Below are 18,971 nucleotides of genomic sequence, written 5' to 3'. Positions count from 1 at the left end.
TCGGTCGGCGTCGGGCTGGCCCGGTCAGTCGGCGTCGAGCAGTGCGCGGCGGATGCTGGAGAGCAGTTGCCCCAGGCCGAAACCGGCCAGCAGCACCCAGACCGCTGTCGCCATGGTGATGGTGCCGGCGGCCAGGTCCGGCTCGATCAGCCCGGCCAGCCCGGCGACCAGCAGGCCGGCCAACGCCACCGAGACCCGGGTGGGGCGTTCCCCCACTGTCACCGCGCCGATCTCCCGCATGCCGGCGGCAACCGCCCGCGCCCGGACGTACTCGTGCAACCAGGACAGCGCGCCGCCCGCGACGACCAGCCCACCCGGCGCGCCCACCAGCCAGAAGGCCAGCAGCCACGCCACCTCACCGAGCCGGTCGGCGACCGAGTCGTAGACGTAGCCGAGCCGGGTGGTGCGGCCGGTGGCGACCGCCACCGCGCCGTCCACGCTGTCCGCCACGGCGGCGAGCAGCACGAACAGCGCGCCGAGGAACGGTCCGTCCCCCGGCCGGCCCACCAGCAACGGTACGCAGAAGCAGAGCAGCACCCCGGCCACGGTGACCGCGGTGGGGCTGACCCGCAGCCGACCCAGCACATATCCGACGTGGTACGCGAATCGCAGCCAGGCGCGCACCACCGGCGCCGCGACCCGCGGGTCGAACCCGCCGTGCAACCGCGCCCACGCCGTGGCGTACTGATCCCAGTTCAGCTGTGTGCCCACCACGGATCAACCGTCGTGCCGGGCAACAGGTGTCGCAGGCGCATCGTTCACACGCGGGCGCCGGCCTTCAGGTTCTGCCAGACCTCGCGGGTCGCAGTGGACCGGTTGAGGGTGATGAAGTGGATTCCCGGCACGCCTTCGTCCAGCAGTCGGCGGCACATCTCGCTGGCCTGCTCGATGCCGAGCCGACGGACGGCGTCCGGGTCGTCGGCGACGCGTTCGAAGCGGGCCGCCAACGCCGGTGGGAACGGCGCACCGGACAGCTGCACTGACCGCTCGATGGTGCTGAACTGGGTCACCGGCATCACGCCGGCCAGGATCGGGGTGTCACAGCCGGCAGCGGCCACCCGGTCACGTAGCCGCAGGTAGTCGTCGGCGTCGAAGAACATCTGGGTGACCGCGAACTCCGCGCCGGCCCGACACTTGCGGACGAACTGGGCGGTGTCGGTGGCCACGTCGGGCGAGCGCGGGTGCTTGTACGGGAAGGCGGCCACGCCGACGCTGAAGTCGCCGGCGTCGCGCACCAGCCGGACCAGGTCCTCGGCGTAGTCCACGCCCTCGGGGTGACGGATCCACTCACCGCCCGGGTTGCCCGGGGGGTCACCACGAACGGCCAGCACGTTGCGCACCCCAACCCCGGCGAGCCGACCGACCACGTGCCGCAGCTCGGCGACGGAGTGGTTGACCGCGGTGAGGTGGGCCATCGGCAGCAGAGTGGTCTCGGTGGCGATCCGCTCGGTCACCGCCACTGTGGTGTCCCGGGTCGAGCCGCCGGCCCCGTACGTGATCGACACGAACGACGGGCGCAGCGACTCCAACTCGCGGATGGCCTGCCAGAGCAGCTGCTCCCCCGCCTCGGTCTTGGGCGGGAAGAACTCGAACGAGAAGGTCGGCTGGCGCTCACGGATGAGCTCCCCGATCGCCGGCTGCGGATTGGGGAGTGTCGAGGGAAGACCAAGCGCCACGACCCGACTCTAGCGGTCGATGGCACCAGGACCCAGGCCCTTCCCATCCAGCGGCCGGCGTCGCCGGTCCGGTGGGCGGTGTCGCCCCGGTCTGCCGTGAGCCCGGGAGCGGCGTCGCCCGGTCTGCCGTGAGCCCGTGGGCGGCGTCGCCCGGTCTGTCGTGAGCCGGCGGGCGATGTCGCACCGCGCTCCCCGACCCGACGGCGGAAAGGCGTCGTACCTCCGAGGTAGGAAGGGACGGTGCGGGAGGGGCGGCGGGGGTGGCCCGGGTCCCGCGCGGGGGTCAGCAACCGAGCGGTGGCGCCGGTCCCGTCCGGTCGGGCGGGTGGGTCGCCACCGCACCGACGCCCGCCAGGAGGACAGATGATCCCGCTCGCATCGCCGCGCCCCGCGCAGCTCGGGCCGCTGCTGGCTCGGTGCCGACTGGAGCGGGGCTTGAGCCAACAGCGAGCCGCCGCCGAGTTGTGTGCCGCCGCCGGGGTGCCGACGCTCAGTCGGCACGAGATTTCCCGGTGGGAACGACAGCGTCGCGTGCCGGGCGGGTTCTGGCTCGGCTGGCTCGCCGTCGTCCTGGACGTGCCGCTGGTGGTGCTCGCCGAGGCTGCCGCGGCCACCCGTCGGGCCGGCTCGACGCGGGCCACCGGGCCGGGCCGCGCCACGGCGGCCGGCGCGCGACCGGCCAGGCGGACGGGGCCCGGCCGCACCGGCGGGACTACGCGTGGCGGTGGAGCACGAGCACGGGCGACCGGCTAGCGTCGGGGCGTGACCCACGCTGCTCCCGTGTCCCCCGTCGACCGCGCCGGCCTGCGGCAGCGGGTCGACAAGGCTCTCACCGAGTTCCTGGCCGGCCAACGGGTCCGGCTCGCCGCCGTGGACGACGCGCTGGGTCCGGTGGCCGAGGCGATCGAGGCGTTCGTGCTCGGCGGCGGCAAGCGGCTGCGTCCCGCATTCGCGTACTGGGGGTTCCGGGGAGCCGGCGGGCTGGACGGCGACCAGGTGCTGACCGCCCTGGCCGCACTGGAATTCGTCCAGGCCAGCGCCCTGATCCACGACGACCTGATGGACCGTTCCGACACCCGTCGCGGCGAGCCCGCGGTACACCGACGGTTCGCCACCCGACATCGGGAGGCCGGCTGGGGCGGCGACGCGGACGGTTTCGGCGACGCCGCGGCCATCCTGCTCGGTGACCTGTGCCTGGTCTGGTCGGACGAGCTGCTGCACTCCGCCGGCCTGGACCTGTGGTCGTTGGCCCGGGCCCGGCCGGTCTTCGACGAGATGCGCACCGAGGTCACCGTCGGGCAGTACCTCGACGTGCTCACACAGGTCACCGGGGACACCTCGGTGGAGCGGGCCAGCAAGGTCGCCCGGTACAAGTCCGCGAAATACACCGTCGAGCGTCCGATGCTGCTCGGCGCCGCGCTGGCCGACGCGCCGGAGGACGTGCGGACGGCCTACTCGGCGTACGGGCTGCCGCTGGGCGAGGCGTTCCAGCTCCGCGACGACGTGCTGGGGGTCTTCGGCGACCCGTCGCTGACCGGCAAACCGGCCGGCGACGATCTACGCGAGGGCAAGCGCACCTACCTGGTGGCGGCGACCGTGGAGGCCACCGACGACGCGGGCCGCGAGCTGCTGCTCGGCCGGCTCGGCGACCCGGAGCTGGACGAGCACGGGGTGGCTCGGCTCCGCGAGGTGATCTCGGGGAGCGGGGCGCTGGCCCGTACCGAACAGCGGATCGTCACACTCACCGACGCCGCCCTGGCCGCCCTGACCGCCGTCGGCCTCGACACCGAGGCCCGCCAAGCCCTGGTAGACCTGGCCATAGTCGCAACCCGCCGATCCGACTAACCCCCCACCCTGCCCCACCCCCACCCTCCTCCCGCCCCCGCCCCCGCCCGCCGGCGTTGATCATGAAGTTATTGCCACGACACGCCAAGCGGGCTGGCAATAACTTCATGATCAACCGAGGCGGGGGGCCGGGTCCGGGGGCCGGGTCCGGGGGGGGCGGGGTCCGGGAGGGCCGGGGGGCGGGGCCGGGGTTAGAAGCCTTGGGCTTGGGCTCGGCGTTTCACCTCTCGGGCCTGGTCGCCGGAGAGGGCGGCAGCGGGGGTGGCGCCGGGGAGGGTGTCGTCCGGCTCGTAGAGCCAGCGCAGGACAGCCTCGTCGTCGTAGCCGTTGTCGGCGAGCAGATTGAGCACGCCGGGCAGGTGCTTGAGCACTGTCTGGTTGGCGACCAGGTCCGCTGGGATCCGGCGGACGCCGTCGCGGCGGACCGCCAACAACTCGCGGTCACGGATCATCTGGTGCACCTTGCTGATCGACACGTCGAGGCGTTCGGCGACGTCGGGCAGGGTCAACCAGTCGGCCGGGTCGGTGGGGCCGGCGAGCTCCAGGCCGGGCGCGGCCTGGTCGGGTACGGGTTCGGTCACCCGACCACCCTGCCACGCCGCCGCCGCGACGGGCCACCGGCACCCCGGGCGACCCATCTGCGCCCCCTTCCCTGATCGCCGCTGACCAGCGGACAAGGGATGGGGAACCCGGCGGGACGGACCCGGTTCGGCATACGGCTGTAGCATCCTGTTCATCCCTCACCCTCTGGACACATAGACTGCCTGCCGATGGACACTCAGGTCGCCGACACGTTGCTGGGCTCGCTGATCGACGGGCGCTACCGCATTCGCGGTCGCGTGGCCCGTGGTGGCATGGCGACCGTGTACACCGCCACCGACGAACGCCTTGAGCGCACCGTCGCTGTCAAGATCATTCACCCGACCCAGGCCAGCGAGGCACGGGCCCGGATCGCCAACTTCGTGGCCCGGTTCACCGACGAGGCGAAGACCATCGCCCGGCTGACCCACCCGAACGTGGTGGCGGTCTACGACCAGGGCACGCACGCCGGCCTTCCGTACCTGGTGATGGAGTACGTCCGGGGTCGCACGCTGCGTGACGTGCTGGCCGAGCGACGCCGGCTCAACCCGGACGAGGCACTGGCCATCGCCGAGCAGATGCTCGCCGCGATCGCCGCCGCGCACCGGGCCGGCCTCGTGCACCGCGACGTCAAACCGGAGAACGTGCTGGTCGCGGAGGCGCCTACCGGTGGCGTCGCCAACCTGGTCGACAGCGTCGTGAAGGTGGCCGACTTCGGGCTGGCCCGGGCGGTCGAGGCGAGCGCCGACGAGGAGCAGGGCAACCAGCTGATGGCCACCGTGGCGTACGTCGCCCCGGAGCTGGTCACCGAGGGCCGCGCCGATCCGCGCACCGACGTCTACTCGGCCGGCATCGTGCTGTTCGAGATGCTCACCGGTCGGGTGCCGTACGACGGGGACCGCCCGGTGGACGTCGCCTGGCAGCACGTCGACCGGGACGTGCCGACGCCCTCGACGCTGGTGCCGGGCCTCCCGTCGGTCCTCGACGACCTGGTGCAGCGGGCCACCCGCCGCGATCCGGGAGCCCGGCCCGCGGACGCCGGCGCGTTGTTGGCCGAGGTGCAGGTGGCCCGGGATCGCCTGGGCGACGCCAACAGCCACACCGCCGTGCTCCGCCCGATCAGTGACGCACCGTCGCTCTCCCAGCCGACGATGATGGTCGCGACGGTCCAGCCGCCCAACCGCCCGTCGTGGGCACGACTGCCCGAGGGCGCCAGCAGCCAGGGGCCGGGGCGGCGTCGGGCCGCCCCGGAGCCGGCGGAGGGCCTGGGCGCCCGGCTCGCCGCGCTGCGCAGCACGGTGCTGAGCAACCCCCGTGGCCGCCTGGCCGTCGCGGCCGTGGTGGTGACGCTGGGCCTGGTGGCCGCGATCGGGGGTTGGTGGTTCGGTGTCGGCCGCTACACGGACGCTCCGCAGTTGGTGAGCCTGAGCAAGGCCGAGGCGCAGTCGCGGGCCGACCGCTCCGGGCTCCTCCTCACGTACGCTGAGCCGCGCTTCGATGAGAAGGCCCCGAAGGACAGCGTGCTGGAGCAGAGCCCGGCGTCCGCTGCCAAGATCGTCAAGGGTGGCACCATCACCCTGACCCTCTCCCTCGGTCCGGAGCGTTTCCCCGTACCGGACGTGATCGGCAAGGAGTTCGAGCTCGCCGAGGCGGACCTGGTCAACGTGAAGCTGGTGGTGGCCAAGGGCACCCCCCGTTATGACGACAGCCTGCCGGCCGGGGTCGTGGTGGACAGCTCCCCCAAGGTGGGCACCGAGGTCAAACCCGGTGCGAAGGTCACCCTCATTCTGAGCCGTGGCAGGGCGCCGGTGACGGTGCCGAACCTGGTGGGCAAGAGCCTGACCGACGCCCGGACGACCCTGGCCCAGCTCAACCTGGTGCTGAAGGAGACCTACAAGGACTCCGACAAACCGAGGGACGAGATCCTCGGCCAGAGCCCGGCCGATGGCGCTGGCGTGGAGAAGGGCACCGAGGTCAAGCTGGACGTCAGCAAGGGGCCACCGCTGGTCGCCATGCCGCGGGTGATCGACCTGCCGTGCCAGCAGGCCAAGCAGGCGTTGGAGGGTCAGGGCTTCCCGGTGACGATGGCGATCAACCCGAACGCCGTGGTCCGAATCCAGCTCCCGGGCGAGAATTCGCAGGTGGCGCCCGGCACCCCGGTCACCCTCACGTGCTTCTGATGCCGACGATCCCCGCGCGCCCTGTGGGCACGCACACTCCGACCTCGGGTGGGCTGGCGAAGGCCGCCCTGCCGTACGCCGACGCGACCGGTGCACAGGTGGTGCAGGTCTACGTCTCCAACTCGCGAGGCTGGGCACTGCCCAACGGCGACCCGGTGCAGGACGCGCTGTTCCGCGACGGTTGCGCCGAGCGGGGCATTCCCGCGTTCATCCACGCCGCGCTGCTGGTCAACCTCGGCTCACCCACCCCGGCCACTGTCGAGAAGTCGGCCGAGACGCTGGCGCACGCGTTGCGTCGGGGCGTGGCGATCGGCGCGCGCGGGGTGGTGTTCCACGCGGGCAGTTCGGTGGACGAGGGGCACGCCGAGGCGGCGATGGGACAGGTCCGCGAAGTGTTGCTGCCGCTGCTCGACTGGGCTGCCGACGCTGGTGGGCCGATGTTGCTGGTCGAGCCGAGCGCCGGCGGTGGCCGGTCACTGGCCTCCCGGGTGGAGCAGCTCGGCCCCTACCTGGACGCGGTGGACGGCCACCCCATGCTCGGGGTCTGCTTCGACACCTGCCACGCCTGGGCGGCCGGCCACGACCTGGCGGCCGAGGGCGGCATGACGGCGACCCTGGACACCCTGGTGGCCACCGTCGGTGCGGACCGGCTGCGGCTGGTCCACGCCAACGACTCGAAGGATCTGTGCGGCTCCACCCGGGATCGGCACGAGAACATCGGCAAGGGCAGCATCGGCGAGCCGGCCTTCGCCGAGCTGATGGCGCACCCGGCGACCGCTGGCGTCCCGACCGTCGTGGAAACCCCCAGCGAGAAGCACGTGGGCCACGCCGCCGACATCGCCACCCTCACCCGCCTGTCCCACCCCTGACCCCAACCTCGTTGATCAAGAGGTTTGCGTCACCCGGCGACCGGAATCTGACGCGAACCTCTTGATCACCGAGGTGAACAGGGGTTCAGGCTGCGGCGAGGATTCGGGGTAGGGCTGCCAGGGCGCGGTCGACGTCCGCGTCGCTGAGGCCCAGGTGGGTGACCAGGCGGGCGGTACGGGGGCCGAGCACCGAGATCAGTACGCCCTCGGCCCGCGCCGCGGCGGCCAGCGCCCGCGCGTCCAGGGTGTGCTTGGTGAGGTCCAGCGCGACAAGGTTGGTACGGACCGTGGTGGCGAGCACACCGAACGGCGCGACCGCCTCGGCGAGCCGGGCGGCCTTCGCGTGGTCGTCGGCCAACCTGTCGATGTGGTGCGCGAGCGCGTACCGGCCGGCGGCGGCGAGAATGCCGGCCTGGCGCATGCCCCCGCCCATCCGCTTGCGGATCAGCCGGGCACGTTCGATCTTCTCCGCGCTGCCGATCACCAGCGAACCGACCGGCGCGCCGAGGCCCTTGGAGAGGCATACCGACAGCGTGTCGAAGAGCCGGCCGTACTCGATCAGCGGCACCTGGTCGGCGACGTGCGCGTGCCAGATCCGGGCGCCGTCACAGTGCAGTGCGACCCCCGCCTCGTCAGCGACCCCGCGCAGATCCCGCAGGGTCGCCAGCGGAATCACCCCGCCGCCGCCGCGATTGTGGGTCTGCTCGACGGCGACCGCGCGGGTGGGGACGGCGAAGTAACCATCCGGCCGGATCATCCCGGCCACCATCTCCGGGTCGATGTCCGCGCCCACGGCGGGCCAGGTCCGCGAGGAGATCCCGCCGTACGCGGCCGCGGCGCCGATCTCGTACGTGACCACGTGCGCGTCGGCGTCGCAGAGCAACTCGTCGCCGGGCGACACCAGCAGTTGCAGGGCGATCTGGTTCGCCATCGAACCACTCGGGGCGAACAGCGCCGCCTCGTGCCCGAACAACGCGGCGACCTCGGCCTCCAGCGCGTTGACGCTCGGGTCCTCGCCGTAGACGTCGTCACCGACCTCGGCGGCGGCCATCGCCTCCCGCATCCCGGCGGTGGGTCGGGTCACCGTGTCGGACCGCAGGTCCACGAACAGATCAGGCACTGTCATCCTTTCAACTGCCGACTGCGGGCTCGCAAGCTCGCTCCCCACGTCAGCCATTGTCATCCTCTGACTTGCCGGCTGCGGGCTCGCAAGCTCAGCCCCGCAGCATTTCCGCTACGAGGAAGGCCAACTCCAACGACTGCTGGGTGTTCAGACGCGGGTCGCAGGCGGTCTCGTACCGGTCGGGCAGGTCGAGATCCTCGATCCCCTGGGCGCCGCCGAGGCACTCGGTGACGTCCTCGCCGGTCAACTCGACGTGCAGGCCGCCGGGGTGGGTGTCCAGCCCCCGGTGCACCTCGAAGTAGCCGAGCACCTCGTCGACGATGCGGTCGAAGTGCCGGGTCTTGTAGCCGTTCGACGACTCGTGCGTGTTGCCGTGCATCGGGTCGCACTGCCAGACCACCTTGGCCCCGGCGGCGGTGACCTTGGCGACGATCGGCGGCAGCGCCTCGCGTACCCGGTGGTTGCCCATCCGGCTGATCAGTGTGAGCCGGCCGGGGATGTTGTCCGGGTTGAGCTTCTCGCACAACTCGATCGCCTCGTCCGGGGAGGTGGTCGGGCCGAGCTTGACGCCGATCGGGTTGGCGATCCGGGAGATGAAGTCGATGTGCGCCCCGCTGATCTGCCGGGTGCGCTCGCCGATCCACAGGAAGTGCCCGGAGAGCCCGTACGCCCGACGGTCGGAGACCCGGGTGAGCGCCCGGTCGTACTCCAGGGCCAGGGCCTCGTGGGAGCAGTAGAGCGTGACGGTGCGCAGCGCCTCGTCGTCGGTCATGCCGCAGGCCCGGATGAAGGCCAGCGCCCGGTCGATCTCCCGGGCGATCGCCTCGTAACGCTCCCCCGCCGGGGAGTTCTTCACGAAGCCCTTGTTCCAGTCGTGTACGGCGTGCAGGTCGGCCAGCCCGCCGGCGAGGTACGCCCGGAGCATGTTCATCGCCGCCGCCGAGTTGGCGTACGCGCGGATCATGCGTTGCGGGTCGGCGACCCGGGCGGCCGGGTCGGCCTCCAGTGAGTTGATCATGTCGCCGCGGTACGCGGGCAGGCCGCGGGCGTCGGTCGGCAGCGAGCGGGGCTTCGTGTACTGCCCGGCGACCCGGGCGACCTTGACCACCGGCAGCGACGCGCCGTAGGTGAGCACGATCGCCATCTGGAGCAGGGTGCGGGCGTTGGCCAGCAGGTGGCTCTCGGTGTTGTCCACGAACGTCTCGGCGCAGTCACCACCCTGCAGCAGGAAGGCCTTGCCCTCGCAGACCAGGGCGAGCTTCTGCCGGAGCTGGTCCACCTCGTAGGGCGCGACGACCGACGGCACGGTGTCGAGGACCTTGCAGACCGCGGCCACGGCAGCCGGGTCGGACCACGGCGGGACCTGCTCGCGGGGCAGCTCCCGCCATCGGTCCAGACCGAGCGCGGCGTCCTCGGCGGAGTCGATGGTCGGTCGGCTGGTCTGCAGGCCCGGGCTGCCCACCGCGGGATGGCTCAGCTGATGCCACTCATGGCGCATGACAGAAAGCGTACGGCGACGGTCGGGGTGACCGGGCGGCGAGGGGGACGGTTCCGGCAGATGGGAGATCAATCTGCCGGGCGCTGGTCAGGACGCGGGGGTAGGGGCGACGCCGGCCGGCGTCGGGGCGGCCGGCTCACCCGGCGCTTCGGCGGCGATGCACCAGTCGCTGCCGTCCCGGGTGACGGTGAAGACCAGTGGCCGGGTGACGGTGCGCTTGCCGACCGCGACCGAGACCGAGACGCGGACTTCCTGCCCGAGCGGACCGGACCGGATGTCCGTGATGGCCGCCTCCGGCACCTGGAAGTGATCGGCGAAGTCACCGTTGGGGCCGGTGGCGCCCAGGTCGAAGCCGTCGTGCAGCAGAGCGCAGAGCTGGCTACGGCCGGCGGCGACGTCCTTGGCCGCCATCGCGTCGAGGTACGCCTGCACGCGCTCACGGGAGCGGGTGGCGGCCTCGTCGGCGGGGGCTCGGGCCGGCTTGGCGGCGGACTTCTCCTCGTCCTTGTCGCCGATCCCGCAACCGATGAGGGCGACCGGCAGCAGCATCAGCCCGGCGGCGGTCGCCGCGAGCCTGCGGTGCGTCGGGCGCATGATCACCTCCGTCGGCGGTGAGATCGAGACGTGCCGAGCCGCGAGTCTGCCACATCCGGCTGACCGAGCCCAATGGCGGCGGCCCGGTCGACGCTGGGCGTCGGCCGGGCCGCTGTGTCACGGGCGGGAAGGGACGGTGCGGGCCCCTTCCCGCCGTGTGGGTGGTGCGTCGGCCCTCGGCTCAGCCGAGACCGCCCTTGATGGCGCCGATCAGCTCGCCGTTGCTCGTGTCACCGGAGAGCTCCCAGAAGAACGCGCCACCGAGGCCCTGGTTGTTCGCGTACGTCATCTTGCCGTTGATGGTCGACGGGGTGTCGTAGCTCCACCAGTTGCTGCCGCACTTGGCGTACGCGGTGCCGGCGATCGTGCCGGTGGCCGGGCAGGTGTTCTTGAGGACCTTGTAGTCCTCGATGCCGGCCTCGTAGGTGCCCGGCGCCGCGCCGGTGGCGCTGCCACCCGGAGCGGCCTGGGTGACACCGGTCCAGCCCCGACCGTAGAAACCGATGCCGAGCAGCAGCTTGTTGGCCGGGACGCCCTTGCTCTTGAGCTTCTGGATCGCCGCGTCGGAGTTGAAGCCCTGCTGCGGGATGCCGGTGTACGAGGTGAGCGGGGAGTGCGGTGCCGTCGGACCCTGTGCGGCGAAGGCGCCGAAGTAGTCGTAGGTCATCGGCATCAGCCAGTTGAGGTTGCCGATGGCGCCGGCGTAGTCGGTGGCATCGATCTTGCCGCCGTTGCTGCCGTCCGCGGTGATGGCCGCGGTGACCAGGGCGCTGGACCCGAACTTCGACCGCAACGCGCTGATCACGTTCTTGAACGCGTTCGGGCCGCTGGTGTCACAGGTCAGACCGCAGGCGTTCGGGTACTCCCAGTCGACGTCGATGCCGTCGAAGACGTCCGCCCAGCGCGGGTCCTCGACCAGGTTGTAGCAGCTCTCGGCGAACGCGGCCGGGTTCTGCGCGGCCTGGGTGAAGCCACCGGACCAGGTCCAGCCACCGAACGACCAGATCACCTTGAGGTGCGGGTTCAGCTGCTTGAGCTTGCGCAACTGGTTGAAGCTGCCGCGCAGCGGCTGGTCCCACGTGTCGGCGACGCCGTCCACGCTCTCCGCAGCCGTGTACGCCTTCTCGTAGTCGGCGTAGCTGTCACCGATGGCACACCGGCCACCGGTGGTGTTGCCGAAGGCGTACAGGATGTGGGTCAGCTTGGCGGCCGAGCCGCTGGTCTGGATGTTCTTGACGTGGTAGTTGCGCCCGTAGACGCCCCACTCGGCGAAGTAACCGACGATCTTCTTGCCGCCCGGGTTCGGCGGGTTGGTGGTCGGCGGTGGCGTGGTGGGCGGAGGGGTGGTGGGCGGCGTCGTCGTCGGTGGGGTGGTGGTCGGCGGAGTGGTGGTCGGCGGGGTCGTCCCGCCGCCGCACGCGGCACCGTTGATGGTGCAGTTCAGTGGTGCCTTGTAGGCGCCGCTGCCGTTGTAGCCCCAGCTGAACGAGGCGCCGGGGGCGATGCCGCCGGCCCAGCTCTTCTTGACCGCGACGTAGTGGTTGCCGCTGCTGGTGACGTCGGCGTCCCACGCGCTGCTGATGGTGGTGCCCGACGGCAGGTCGAACTCGATGCGCCAGGTGGTGACGGTGGCGCTGGAGCCGTTGGTGACGGTCACCCTCGTCTCGTGACCGGTCCCCCAGTCCTGCGCCTTGGTGAAGGTGGTGGTGACAGTGCCGGCGCCGAACGCGGTGGTCACCGGCACCGCTGCGACGGTCACGGCGACCACGGCACCGGCCCAGAGGGCCCGGCGGAGCGATCTTTTCATGAGGCGTCTCCCGAACTGTTAGGAAACTTTCCAAAAGAGATGGTGAGACGGTACTCACGCCGTCATCAGTTCGTCAAGATGCGCATGTTTCGATTTCTCCTGGTGCACGGAGTGCGTACGCTGCGCCCACCCCGGGTCGACACCCGGCCGGCGCGTAGCCTCGGCCCATGACCGTCTTCGACATCCCGATCGACGCCCTCAACGGCGGCCCCGCCGACCTGGCCCGCCACCGCGGCAAGGCGTTGCTGGTCGTCAACGTGGCCTCCCGCTGCGGCCTCACCCCGCAGTACGCCGGCCTCCAGACGCTCGCCGACTCCTACGCCGACCGGGGCCTCGTGGTGCTCGGCGTGCCGTGCAACCAGTTCGCCGGGCAGGAGCCGGGCAGCGCCGCCGAGATCAGCGACTTCTGCCAGGTCAACTACGGGGTCACCTTCCCGTTGACCGAGAAGGTCGACGTCAACGGCCCCGACCGGCACCCGCTCTACGCCGCGCTCGTGGACACCCCGGACGCCGACGGGCACACCGGTGACGTGCGCTGGAACTTCGAGAAGTTCCTGGTGGCCCCGGACGGCTCGGTCGCCGCCCGCTTCGCCCCCACTGTCGCGCCCGACTCCGACGACCTGCGCGCGGCCATCGAGAAGACCCTCCCCACCTCCTGACGCCCCGGGCGCTCGCCGCACCGCCTTGATCACGCTCGAACATGGATGTAGTGGCCTGCCAACTGTCGGATGCCACTACATCCCGGATCGAGCGCGATCTTGCGGGGCCGGCATCGCAGGACGACCGGCGGTCCACATCGACCACCCGCCCGAACCGCTCACCACCGGAGAGTGGCACGTCCCCGGAGAGCCGGTCGGCGACCAGCGCGAGCAGTACGTTGTGCAGGACGGGCTCGCGCGCCACCAGGCACCCGCCGCGACGGCGAAGGTCGCGAGCAGCCTGCGCAGCTACCCGGCAGCGGGCAATCGGAATAACCCACCAGTCTGGTTGGGAATGCGTCGTGGGTGAACGAAGTTGGGAACGAGCATGACAACTGTGGGACTGATCGGCAGTGGCAACATCGGCGGCACCGTGGCCCGGCTGGCCGTCGACGCCGGCTACGACGTGGTGCTGAGCAACTCGCGGGGCCCGGAGACCCTCACCGACCTGGTGGAGACCCTGGGCGAGCACGCCAGCGCCGGCACCACGCAGGACGCGGCGCAGGTCGGTGACCTGGTGATGGTCAGTGTGCCGCTGAAGGCGTACCGCGCGGTGCCAGTGGAACCGCTGGCCGGCAAGGTCGTTCTCGACACCAACAACTACTACCCGCAGCGTGATGGCACCTTCCCGGAGCTGGACTCCGGCGAGACCACCAGCAGCGAGTTGCTCCAGCGCCACCTGCCGGACTCGCGGGTGGTCAAGGTCTTCAACAACATCAACTTCAAGGGCCTGGCCGCCCTCCCCCGGCCAACCGGTGCGGCCGACCGCAGCGCCCTCGCGATCGCCGGTGACGACGCCGCCGCGAAGGCCGAGGTGACCGCCTTCCTGGACCGGATCGGCTACGACGCGGTGGACGTCGGCCCGCTGGCCGAGGGGTGGCGGTACCAGCCGGACACCCCGGCGTACGGCACGCTCTACTCCGCCAGCCCGACCGACTGGGAGCACCCGGCCCCGGGCGACGCCGCGAAGCTGCGCGCCGCCCTGGCCGCCGCCACCCGCTGAGCAAGGCCAGCCGCCGCCCAGCCGGCGATCACCTACCGGGTGGTCGTACGGAGGGCGGCGGCGAGCCGCCTAACGGTCAGCTTCCCGCCCACTGTCTGTCCGTGTACGCCACCAGCTCGGACACCGTGACCGAAGCCGCGAACGCCGATACGACCATCGACGCGGAGCGAACGTCGAGGCTCACCCCGCTTGCGGCTCGAATCTCCAGGTCGGCGACCAGTTCGGTGGAGATGCCGACCAGCCGCAGCTCACTGACGCCGCCGAAGAGAAGTTCGACCTGAACCGTGTTGAATCCGGCGCGAAGCCATTTGGCTGGCGGGTTGGCCGGGTAGGCGGGCAGGTCCAGTCTGAGCCGAAGAGTAGGTCCCTCACGCTCGACGACCAACCCGTGCAGGCTGACCCCACTCAGTGACGGAGGCCCTTCCGGAAAAATCTCCCGGAGGCCCTGCGGATTCGTGACCAGGTCGACCCAGGTCCTGTCGCCCCGAGACCTAGGCGCATGGACCCGTACACCGTCTGACACCTCGTCCAACCTCCTACCGGGTGGTCGTACGGAGGGCGGCGGCGAGTTCGTCGTCGTAGCTGGCAATCTGCTGCCCGTCCGAGGCGTACGCGACGAGCCGACCGTGGGCCATCGTCGCTGACCGGAACGAGAAGGTACGCGAACCCGGGTACGCGGCGAGCAGCGGGATGGCCCTGGGTGCTCCACCCGGTGCGGAGTAGTACTCCAGGCGGGTCACCTGCGGGGAGACCACGCCGTTGACCCGGACCTTGGTCTTCTCGGCGCGGGTGCCGAAGGTGACCGGCACGTCGGTGGCGTAGGCGGCGCATTCGGCCGGACCACGGCAGACGAAGAAGTATCGCGGGTTGACCACGTCGTCGAGGGTGTACGCCTTGAAGGTGGGGTCGGCTCCGGCCGGCAGCGGCTGCACGGCGAAGAACGCGACCGCCACCGTGGCCGTGACGCCCACCCGCAGCCAGGCACGGCCGGCGGCCGGTCGTCTGCTCGTACGGTGGGCGGCGACGGCGACACCGCCGAAACCGACGAGGCACAGGACGCACACCCCGACGGCACGGGCGTTCTCGAAGAGGAACTGCACCCCCGGCCGCGTCGAGATCGGGCTGAGCACCGCGCCCAACGAGACGACCATGGCGGCGAGCAGCGCCACGCCGGCGACCCGCTGGGTGACGCCGGACGCGCCGATCAGCAGCATCGCGGCGAGCACCGGCCACACCTGGTGGTGGGTCCAGGAGACCGGGGACGCGGCCACCGTGGCGCAGCCGACGAGCACGGCGGCGTGCCCGGGGCAGCCCTGCCGCGTCAACTGCCGGGCCCGGAGCAGCGCCGCCACGCAGATCAGTGCCACCAGGGCGGCCCAGAGCACTGGCAGCGCCCTCTCGTCGACGCCGACGCGCAGCAACATTCCGTGCACTGACTGGTTGCCCAACGAGGACAGATTGCCGATGCGCGAGGTCTGCCGCACGGTCTCGGTCCAGTAGGACCAACTCTCGCGGGGCAGCACGATCGCGGCGAGCCCCGCGCAGGCCACGAACGCTGCCACCGACCGGCCGGCGTCTCGGTAGCGCCCGACGGCGAGGAAGTAGACCACGAACAGCAGCGGGGTGAGCTTGATCGCCGCGGCCACCCCGACCAGCGTCCCGCGCAGTCGGGGTGGGACGACGCCCAGCCCGTCGAGCACTGCCATCAACACGATGAAGATGCTGACCTGCCCGAAGCGTAGGTTGCTCTGCACCGGCGCGGACAGCATCAGCGCGGTGGCCGCCAGCGCCACGACGAGCGGGCGCCGGGAACGTCGGGTGGTCAGCGCGACACCCACCGACCCGGCGATGGCGACGACCGCCGCGCACGTCGCCACCAGCCAGATCCCCTGGAGTACGCCCTCGCTGACGAAGGTGATCGGCCACAGCACGAGAGCGGCGAACGGCGGATAGGTGAACGGACCGCCGTTCTCCGCCTCATACCCGTACAGCGGCTTGCCGGCGCGCAGGTCGGACAGCGCGCCGTAGTAGATGTGCAGGTCGGAGAGGCGATCCGGCCGATGTAGAACGAGCACACAGGACACCAGCGCGACGACGACGAAGGCCGCCCACGCCAGCGCCACCCGGCGATCCCGCATCGCCCGAGGATAGGCGAGCGTCTTGGTCCGTGTGGGACCCGCAGCGGCAGACGCGGGGCTTCGGTAGCGACAGCCGGCAGAAACATCGCTGTGGCAACTTGCGCCACAGTCCTGTTCACGGGACCCTGTTCTCTGGGTTGCCACCCGCTCACCGAACGTGCCCCCCGGAGGCGACATGCACACGCTCCGTACCGTGCCCCGCCGGCTGCTGGCCGGCTCCGGCGCGCTCCTGCTCGGCACCGCCCTCGCCACCGCCGCCGTTCCGATTCCGGCCAACGCCGCGACCGGCGCGGACACCGTCGGATACGTCCGACTCGCGCACCTCTCCCCGGACACCCCGGCGGTGGACGTCTACCTGGCCGCGCCGGGCGCTGCGAAGCCGCAGGTCTTCCCCGGGGTCGGTTACGGCGTGGTCTCCGACTACCTGGAACTAGCGCCGGGCCGGTACGCGGTGGCCATGCGCGAGGCCGGCGCCCCCGCCAGCGACCCCCCGGTGCTCACCACCGAGGTCGCGGTGACCAGCGGGAACGCCTTCACTGTGGCCGGTGTCGGCCGGCACGCCGACCTCGGCCTGCGGGTGCTCACCGACGATCTCAGCGCCCCCACCGACGGCCGCGCCAAGGTGCGGGTCGTGCAGGCGTCGGTGCGGACCCCGGTGCTCGACGTGGCCGCCGCCGACGGCCCGATGATCGCCGACGGGGTGCAGTTCGCCACCACTACCGACTACCAGCAGGTCGAGCCGGGCAGTTGGCGGCTGAAGCTGACGGGCGCCGGCGGGCCGAGCACCGACGCCGAGGTGCGGCTCACCGGCGGCGCCGTCTACTCGCTGCTGGTGCTCGACGCGAAACAGGGCGGGCTCACCGCCGAGCTGCGCCGCGACGCCGAGGGCGGCACCGTCGTGCCGGCCGGCGGGGTGGACACCGGCGCCGGTGGCACCGCCGGGGCCGGGCTCGCCGCGTACCCAGTGGTGGCCGGCGGTCTGGCCGCGGCGGCCGGCGCGGTGGCCCTGCTGCTCTGGCGCCGGCGGCGGCGCACCACCTGGTGAGCGCCGGGCCGGACCCGTCGATCCGGCGGCACCGTGAGCGCCGGATACCGCTGGCCGCGCTGGTCGCGGCCGGCGCGGCGGTCTGCCTGGCCGCCGGCACCGGGGTCGGGCTGGCCACCACCGGCTCGCCACCGCCGGTGGCGGCCTGGCACCCCGGCTGCGGCGACGACTGCCCGTCGGTGGCCGCCGCGCCCACGCCACACGGTCCACCCACGCGGGTACGCGTACCGCGCATCGACGTCGACTCACCGCTCACCGTGCTGGGTCTGGACCGCGCTGGCGTGCTGATTCCGCCGACCGACTTCCACACCGCTGGCTGGTACGGCGGCGGCCCGGCCCCGGGCGACACCGGTCCGGCCGTACTCGCCGGGCACCTGGACTCACGACGCGGCCCGGCTGTCTTCGCCCGGCTCGGCGAGCTACGGCCCGGGGACCTGGTGGAGGTGTGGCGCGGCGGGCAGCGGTTGCCGTTCCGGGTGACCGGGTCGCTGCGTACCCGCAAGGACCAGTTTCCGACTGCCGTGGTCTACGGCCCGACGCCCGGGGCGGAGCTGCGCCTGGTCACCTGCGGGGGCGACTTCGACCGGCGGCGGGGCCACTACGTCGACAACGTGGTGGTGTTCGCGGTGACCGAGGCCCCCGACCCGGTCCTGCCGACGTCCGCCGCAGGCTGAGTCAGAGGGGACGGCGGCCGGCGAAGCCGCACTCGGCCCGGTGGTACCAGCGCACGTCGGAGTCGCCCTCCAGCCAGCACCAGAGCACGGCGCGGCCGGCCCGCTCGCCGGGGAAGTCGAGCAGCACCGGGGCGATGCCCTTGACCTGGATGTCGTGCTGGTGCAACTCGTCGACGACGGCGTGCAGTCGAGCTTCCAGTGCCTTGACCTCGGCCAGCCCGCCGAGCGCGCTCACGCCGTGGTCGGCCAGGTCGACGCGCAGCTCGGCCAGGTCGGCCCGGACCCGGATCAACTCGTCGACGCGCGGTTGCAGGGTGGCCACCAGGTGCCGGGCCTGGGCAAGTGTGAACACCGAGCCAGTATGCGGCACACACGGCCCCGCGACGCGCCCCGACCGCTCAGTCGGCCTGTGCCGCCAGCTCGCGGGCGCGATCCCGGGCGGCCTCCAGCGCGGCGAGCAGCGCCGCGCGTACGCCGTGCTTCTCCAGCTCACGAATCGCGGAGATGGTGGTGCCGGCCGGCGAGGTGACCGCCTCGCGCAGCTTGACCGGGTGCTCGCCGGAGTCGCGCAGCATCACCGCCGACCCGATCGCCGTCTGCACGATCAACTCGTGCGCCACCTGACGGGGCAGCCCGAGCAGGATCCCCGCGTCGATCATGGCTTCGACCAGCAGGTAGAAGTAGGCCGGGCCGGAGCCGGAGAGCGCGGTGACGGCGTCCTGCTGCGACTCGGGCACCCGGATCGTCTGGCCGAGCGGCTTGAACATCTCCTCGGCAAGCGTGAGGTGCGCCCCGGTGGCGTGCGCGCCGGCGGAGATCGCGGTCATCGCCTCGTCGACCAGCGCCGGGGTGTTCGTCATCACCCGCACCACCGGGGTGCCCTCGGGCAACCGGCGGCTGAAGAAGCTGGTAGGCAGCCCCGCGCAGAGCGAGATGACGAGCTTGTCGGCCGGCACCTTGGGGCCGATCTCGTCGAGGAGCGCGGCGGCGTCCTGCGGCTTGACCGAGACCGCGAGCACAGCGGCCTCGTCCACAGCGGTGAGGTTGTCGACCACCCGTACGCCGTACCGGGCGGACAACTCCTCCGCGCGAGCGGGTCGGCGGGCGGTGGCCAGCAGCCGGTCCACCGGCCATCCTGAGCGCAGCAGCCCGGAGAGCATCAGCTCACCGATCTTGCCCGCGCCGATCACCGCGACAGTGTGCACTCCGGCGGACATGTCGGCCCGTACCCCCTCGCATCGG

General features: G+C 71.9%; 19 protein-coding genes. 8 read left to right on the top strand and 11 right to left on the bottom strand.

Annotation, left to right across the window (positions count from 1 at the left end; all coding sequences use genetic code 11):
* Positions 1-24: 24 nt before the first annotated feature.
* Positions 25-714: a CDP-alcohol phosphatidyltransferase family protein gene (locus OG992_RS29670; RefSeq protein ID WP_112582773.1), complete on the bottom strand. Its 690-nt coding sequence runs from the start codon at positions 712-714 to the stop codon at positions 25-27.
* A 44-nt stretch (positions 715-758) separates the two neighbouring features.
* Positions 759-1,676: a methylenetetrahydrofolate reductase [NAD(P)H] gene (gene metF, locus OG992_RS29665; RefSeq protein ID WP_238682850.1), complete on the bottom strand. Its 918-nt coding sequence runs from the start codon at positions 1,674-1,676 to the stop codon at positions 759-761.
* 363 nt (positions 1,677-2,039) lie between these two features.
* Between metF and OG992_RS29660 the strand changes: the two genes are divergently transcribed.
* Together OG992_RS29660 and OG992_RS29655 are read left to right on the top strand one after the other, a co-directional pair.
* Positions 2,040-2,429 carry a helix-turn-helix domain-containing protein gene (locus tag OG992_RS29660; RefSeq protein WP_238682849.1) on the top strand — a complete coding sequence of 130 codons (390 nt, stop codon included), beginning with the start codon at positions 2,040-2,042 and terminating at the stop codon, positions 2,427-2,429.
* A 9-nt stretch (positions 2,430-2,438) separates the two neighbouring features.
* Positions 2,439-3,521 carry a polyprenyl synthetase family protein gene (locus OG992_RS29655; RefSeq protein ID WP_238682848.1) on the top strand — a complete coding sequence of 361 codons (1,083 nt, stop codon included), beginning with the start codon at positions 2,439-2,441 and terminating at the stop codon, positions 3,519-3,521.
* Positions 3,522-3,712: 191 nt separating this feature from the next.
* Here the strand turns inward: OG992_RS29655 and OG992_RS29650 are convergent, their stop codons facing one another.
* Positions 3,713-4,102 carry an Rv2175c family DNA-binding protein gene (locus OG992_RS29650; RefSeq protein WP_091408069.1) on the bottom strand — a complete coding sequence of 130 codons (390 nt, stop codon included), beginning with the start codon at positions 4,100-4,102 and terminating at the stop codon, positions 3,713-3,715.
* A gap of 189 nt (positions 4,103-4,291) precedes the next feature.
* On the opposite strand from OG992_RS29650, the gene pknB reads away from it, so the two are divergent.
* Positions 4,292-6,280, top strand: a complete 1,989-nt coding sequence (pknB, locus tag OG992_RS29645; RefSeq protein WP_238682847.1) for a Stk1 family PASTA domain-containing Ser/Thr kinase — start codon at positions 4,292-4,294, stop codon at positions 6,278-6,280.
* Positions 6,280-7,149 carry a deoxyribonuclease IV gene (locus tag OG992_RS29640; protein ID WP_238682846.1) on the top strand — a complete coding sequence of 290 codons (870 nt, stop codon included), beginning with the start codon at positions 6,280-6,282 and terminating at the stop codon, positions 7,147-7,149. The genes pknB and OG992_RS29640 overlap by 1 nt, the downstream gene beginning before the upstream one ends.
* A gap of 85 nt (positions 7,150-7,234) precedes the next feature.
* Here the strand turns inward: OG992_RS29640 and OG992_RS29635 are convergent, their stop codons facing one another.
* From OG992_RS29635 to OG992_RS29620, 4 genes are all read right to left on the bottom strand, one after another.
* Positions 7,235-8,269, bottom strand: coding sequence for a low specificity L-threonine aldolase (locus tag OG992_RS29635; protein ID WP_238682845.1), 1,035 nt, complete (start codon positions 8,267-8,269; stop codon positions 7,235-7,237).
* A 94-nt stretch (positions 8,270-8,363) separates the two neighbouring features.
* Complete coding sequence (locus OG992_RS29630) at positions 8,364-9,770, bottom strand: class II 3-deoxy-7-phosphoheptulonate synthase (protein ID WP_266304873.1); 1,407 nt, start codon at positions 9,768-9,770, stop codon at positions 8,364-8,366.
* Between the two features lie 87 nt (positions 9,771-9,857).
* Positions 9,858-10,364 (bottom strand): nuclear transport factor 2 family protein, encoded by a 507-nt coding sequence (locus OG992_RS29625; protein ID WP_266304872.1) that lies wholly within the window; start codon positions 10,362-10,364, stop codon positions 9,858-9,860.
* A 181-nt stretch (positions 10,365-10,545) separates the two neighbouring features.
* A complete protein-coding gene (locus tag OG992_RS29620) occupies positions 10,546-12,171 on the bottom strand; it encodes a glycosyl hydrolase family 18 protein (protein WP_238682843.1) in 1,626 nt (541 codons plus the stop codon).
* A 167-nt stretch (positions 12,172-12,338) separates the two neighbouring features.
* Here OG992_RS29620 and OG992_RS29615 point away from each other — a divergent pair, with 167 nt between their 5' ends.
* Together OG992_RS29615 and OG992_RS29610 are read left to right on the top strand one after the other, a co-directional pair.
* A complete protein-coding gene (locus OG992_RS29615; RefSeq protein WP_238682842.1) occupies positions 12,339-12,830 on the top strand; it encodes a glutathione peroxidase in 492 nt (163 codons plus the stop codon).
* A gap of 367 nt (positions 12,831-13,197) precedes the next feature.
* Entirely contained in the window at positions 13,198-13,872 is a 675-nt protein-coding gene (locus OG992_RS29610; RefSeq protein ID WP_238682841.1) for an NADPH-dependent F420 reductase, read from the top strand.
* Between the two features lie 76 nt (positions 13,873-13,948).
* On the opposite strand, the gene OG992_RS29605 is transcribed toward OG992_RS29610, so the two are convergent.
* Both OG992_RS29605 and OG992_RS29600 read right to left on the bottom strand, forming a co-directional pair.
* Positions 13,949-14,395 carry an Imm50 family immunity protein gene (locus OG992_RS29605; RefSeq protein WP_238682840.1) on the bottom strand — a complete coding sequence of 149 codons (447 nt, stop codon included), beginning with the start codon at positions 14,393-14,395 and terminating at the stop codon, positions 13,949-13,951.
* A 13-nt stretch (positions 14,396-14,408) separates the two neighbouring features.
* Positions 14,409-16,010, bottom strand: coding sequence for a glycosyltransferase 87 family protein (locus OG992_RS29600; RefSeq protein ID WP_266304871.1), 1,602 nt, complete (start codon positions 16,008-16,010; stop codon positions 14,409-14,411).
* A gap of 175 nt (positions 16,011-16,185) precedes the next feature.
* On the opposite strand from OG992_RS29600, the gene OG992_RS29595 reads away from it, so the two are divergent.
* On the top strand, positions 16,186-17,055 hold the full coding sequence (locus OG992_RS29595) for a DUF4397 domain-containing protein (protein ID WP_266304870.1): 870 nt from the start codon (positions 16,186-16,188) through the stop codon (positions 17,053-17,055).
* Complete coding sequence (locus OG992_RS29590) at positions 17,052-17,729, top strand: class F sortase (RefSeq protein WP_266304869.1); 678 nt, start codon at positions 17,052-17,054, stop codon at positions 17,727-17,729. Before OG992_RS29595 ends, OG992_RS29590 begins: the two co-directional genes overlap by 4 nt.
* A gap of 1 nt (position 17,730) precedes the next feature.
* Here the strand turns inward: OG992_RS29590 and OG992_RS29585 are convergent, their stop codons facing one another.
* The gene (locus OG992_RS29585; protein ID WP_091407586.1) at positions 17,731-18,081 is read right to left on the bottom strand and encodes a DUF2203 domain-containing protein; all 351 of its coding nucleotides are present in this window, start codon (positions 18,079-18,081) and stop codon (positions 17,731-17,733) included.
* Positions 18,082-18,127: 46 nt separating this feature from the next.
* Positions 18,128-18,946 carry a pyrroline-5-carboxylate reductase gene (proC, locus tag OG992_RS29580; protein ID WP_266304868.1) on the bottom strand — a complete coding sequence of 273 codons (819 nt, stop codon included), beginning with the start codon at positions 18,944-18,946 and terminating at the stop codon, positions 18,128-18,130.
* Between the last annotated feature and the right edge of the window lie 25 nt (positions 18,947-18,971).

Origin of the sequence: Micromonospora sp. NBC_00362, from assembly GCF_026342155.1 — a bacterium.
Taxonomy (GTDB): Bacteria; Actinomycetota; Actinomycetes; order Mycobacteriales; family Micromonosporaceae; genus Micromonospora; species Micromonospora hortensis.
The sequence above is the reverse complement of the archived record's forward strand: the minus strand, read 5'-3'. Positions and strand labels throughout refer to the sequence as shown.

Bases quoted from the DNA above. Each gene is read 5' to 3' on its own strand.
- OG992_RS29660 (WP_238682849.1), top strand. From the start codon at position 2,040: ATGATCCCGCTCGCATCGCCGCGCCCCGCGCAGCTCGGGCCGCTGCTG.
- pknB (WP_238682847.1), top strand. From the start codon at position 4,292: ATGGACACTCAGGTCGCCGACACGTTGCTGGGCTCGCTGATCGACGGG.
- OG992_RS29640 (WP_238682846.1), top strand. From the start codon at position 6,280: ATGCCGACGATCCCCGCGCGCCCTGTGGGCACGCACACTCCGACCTCG.
- OG992_RS29625 (WP_266304872.1), bottom strand. From the start codon at position 10,364: ATGCGCCCGACGCACCGCAGGCTCGCGGCGACCGCCGCCGGGCTGATG.
- OG992_RS29595 (WP_266304870.1), top strand. From the start codon at position 16,186: ATGCACACGCTCCGTACCGTGCCCCGCCGGCTGCTGGCCGGCTCCGGC.
- OG992_RS29600 (WP_266304871.1), bottom strand. From the start codon at position 16,010: ATGCGGGATCGCCGGGTGGCGCTGGCGTGGGCGGCCTTCGTCGTCGTC.
- proC (WP_266304868.1), bottom strand. From the start codon at position 18,946: ATGTCCGCCGGAGTGCACACTGTCGCGGTGATCGGCGCGGGCAAGATC.
- OG992_RS29610 (WP_238682841.1), top strand. From the start codon at position 13,198: ATGACAACTGTGGGACTGATCGGCAGTGGCAACATCGGCGGCACCGTG.
- OG992_RS29615 (WP_238682842.1), top strand. From the start codon at position 12,339: ATGACCGTCTTCGACATCCCGATCGACGCCCTCAACGGCGGCCCCGCC.
- OG992_RS29620 (WP_238682843.1), bottom strand. From the start codon at position 12,171: ATGAAAAGATCGCTCCGCCGGGCCCTCTGGGCCGGTGCCGTGGTCGCC.
- OG992_RS29630 (WP_266304873.1), bottom strand. From the start codon at position 9,770: ATGCGCCATGAGTGGCATCAGCTGAGCCATCCCGCGGTGGGCAGCCCG.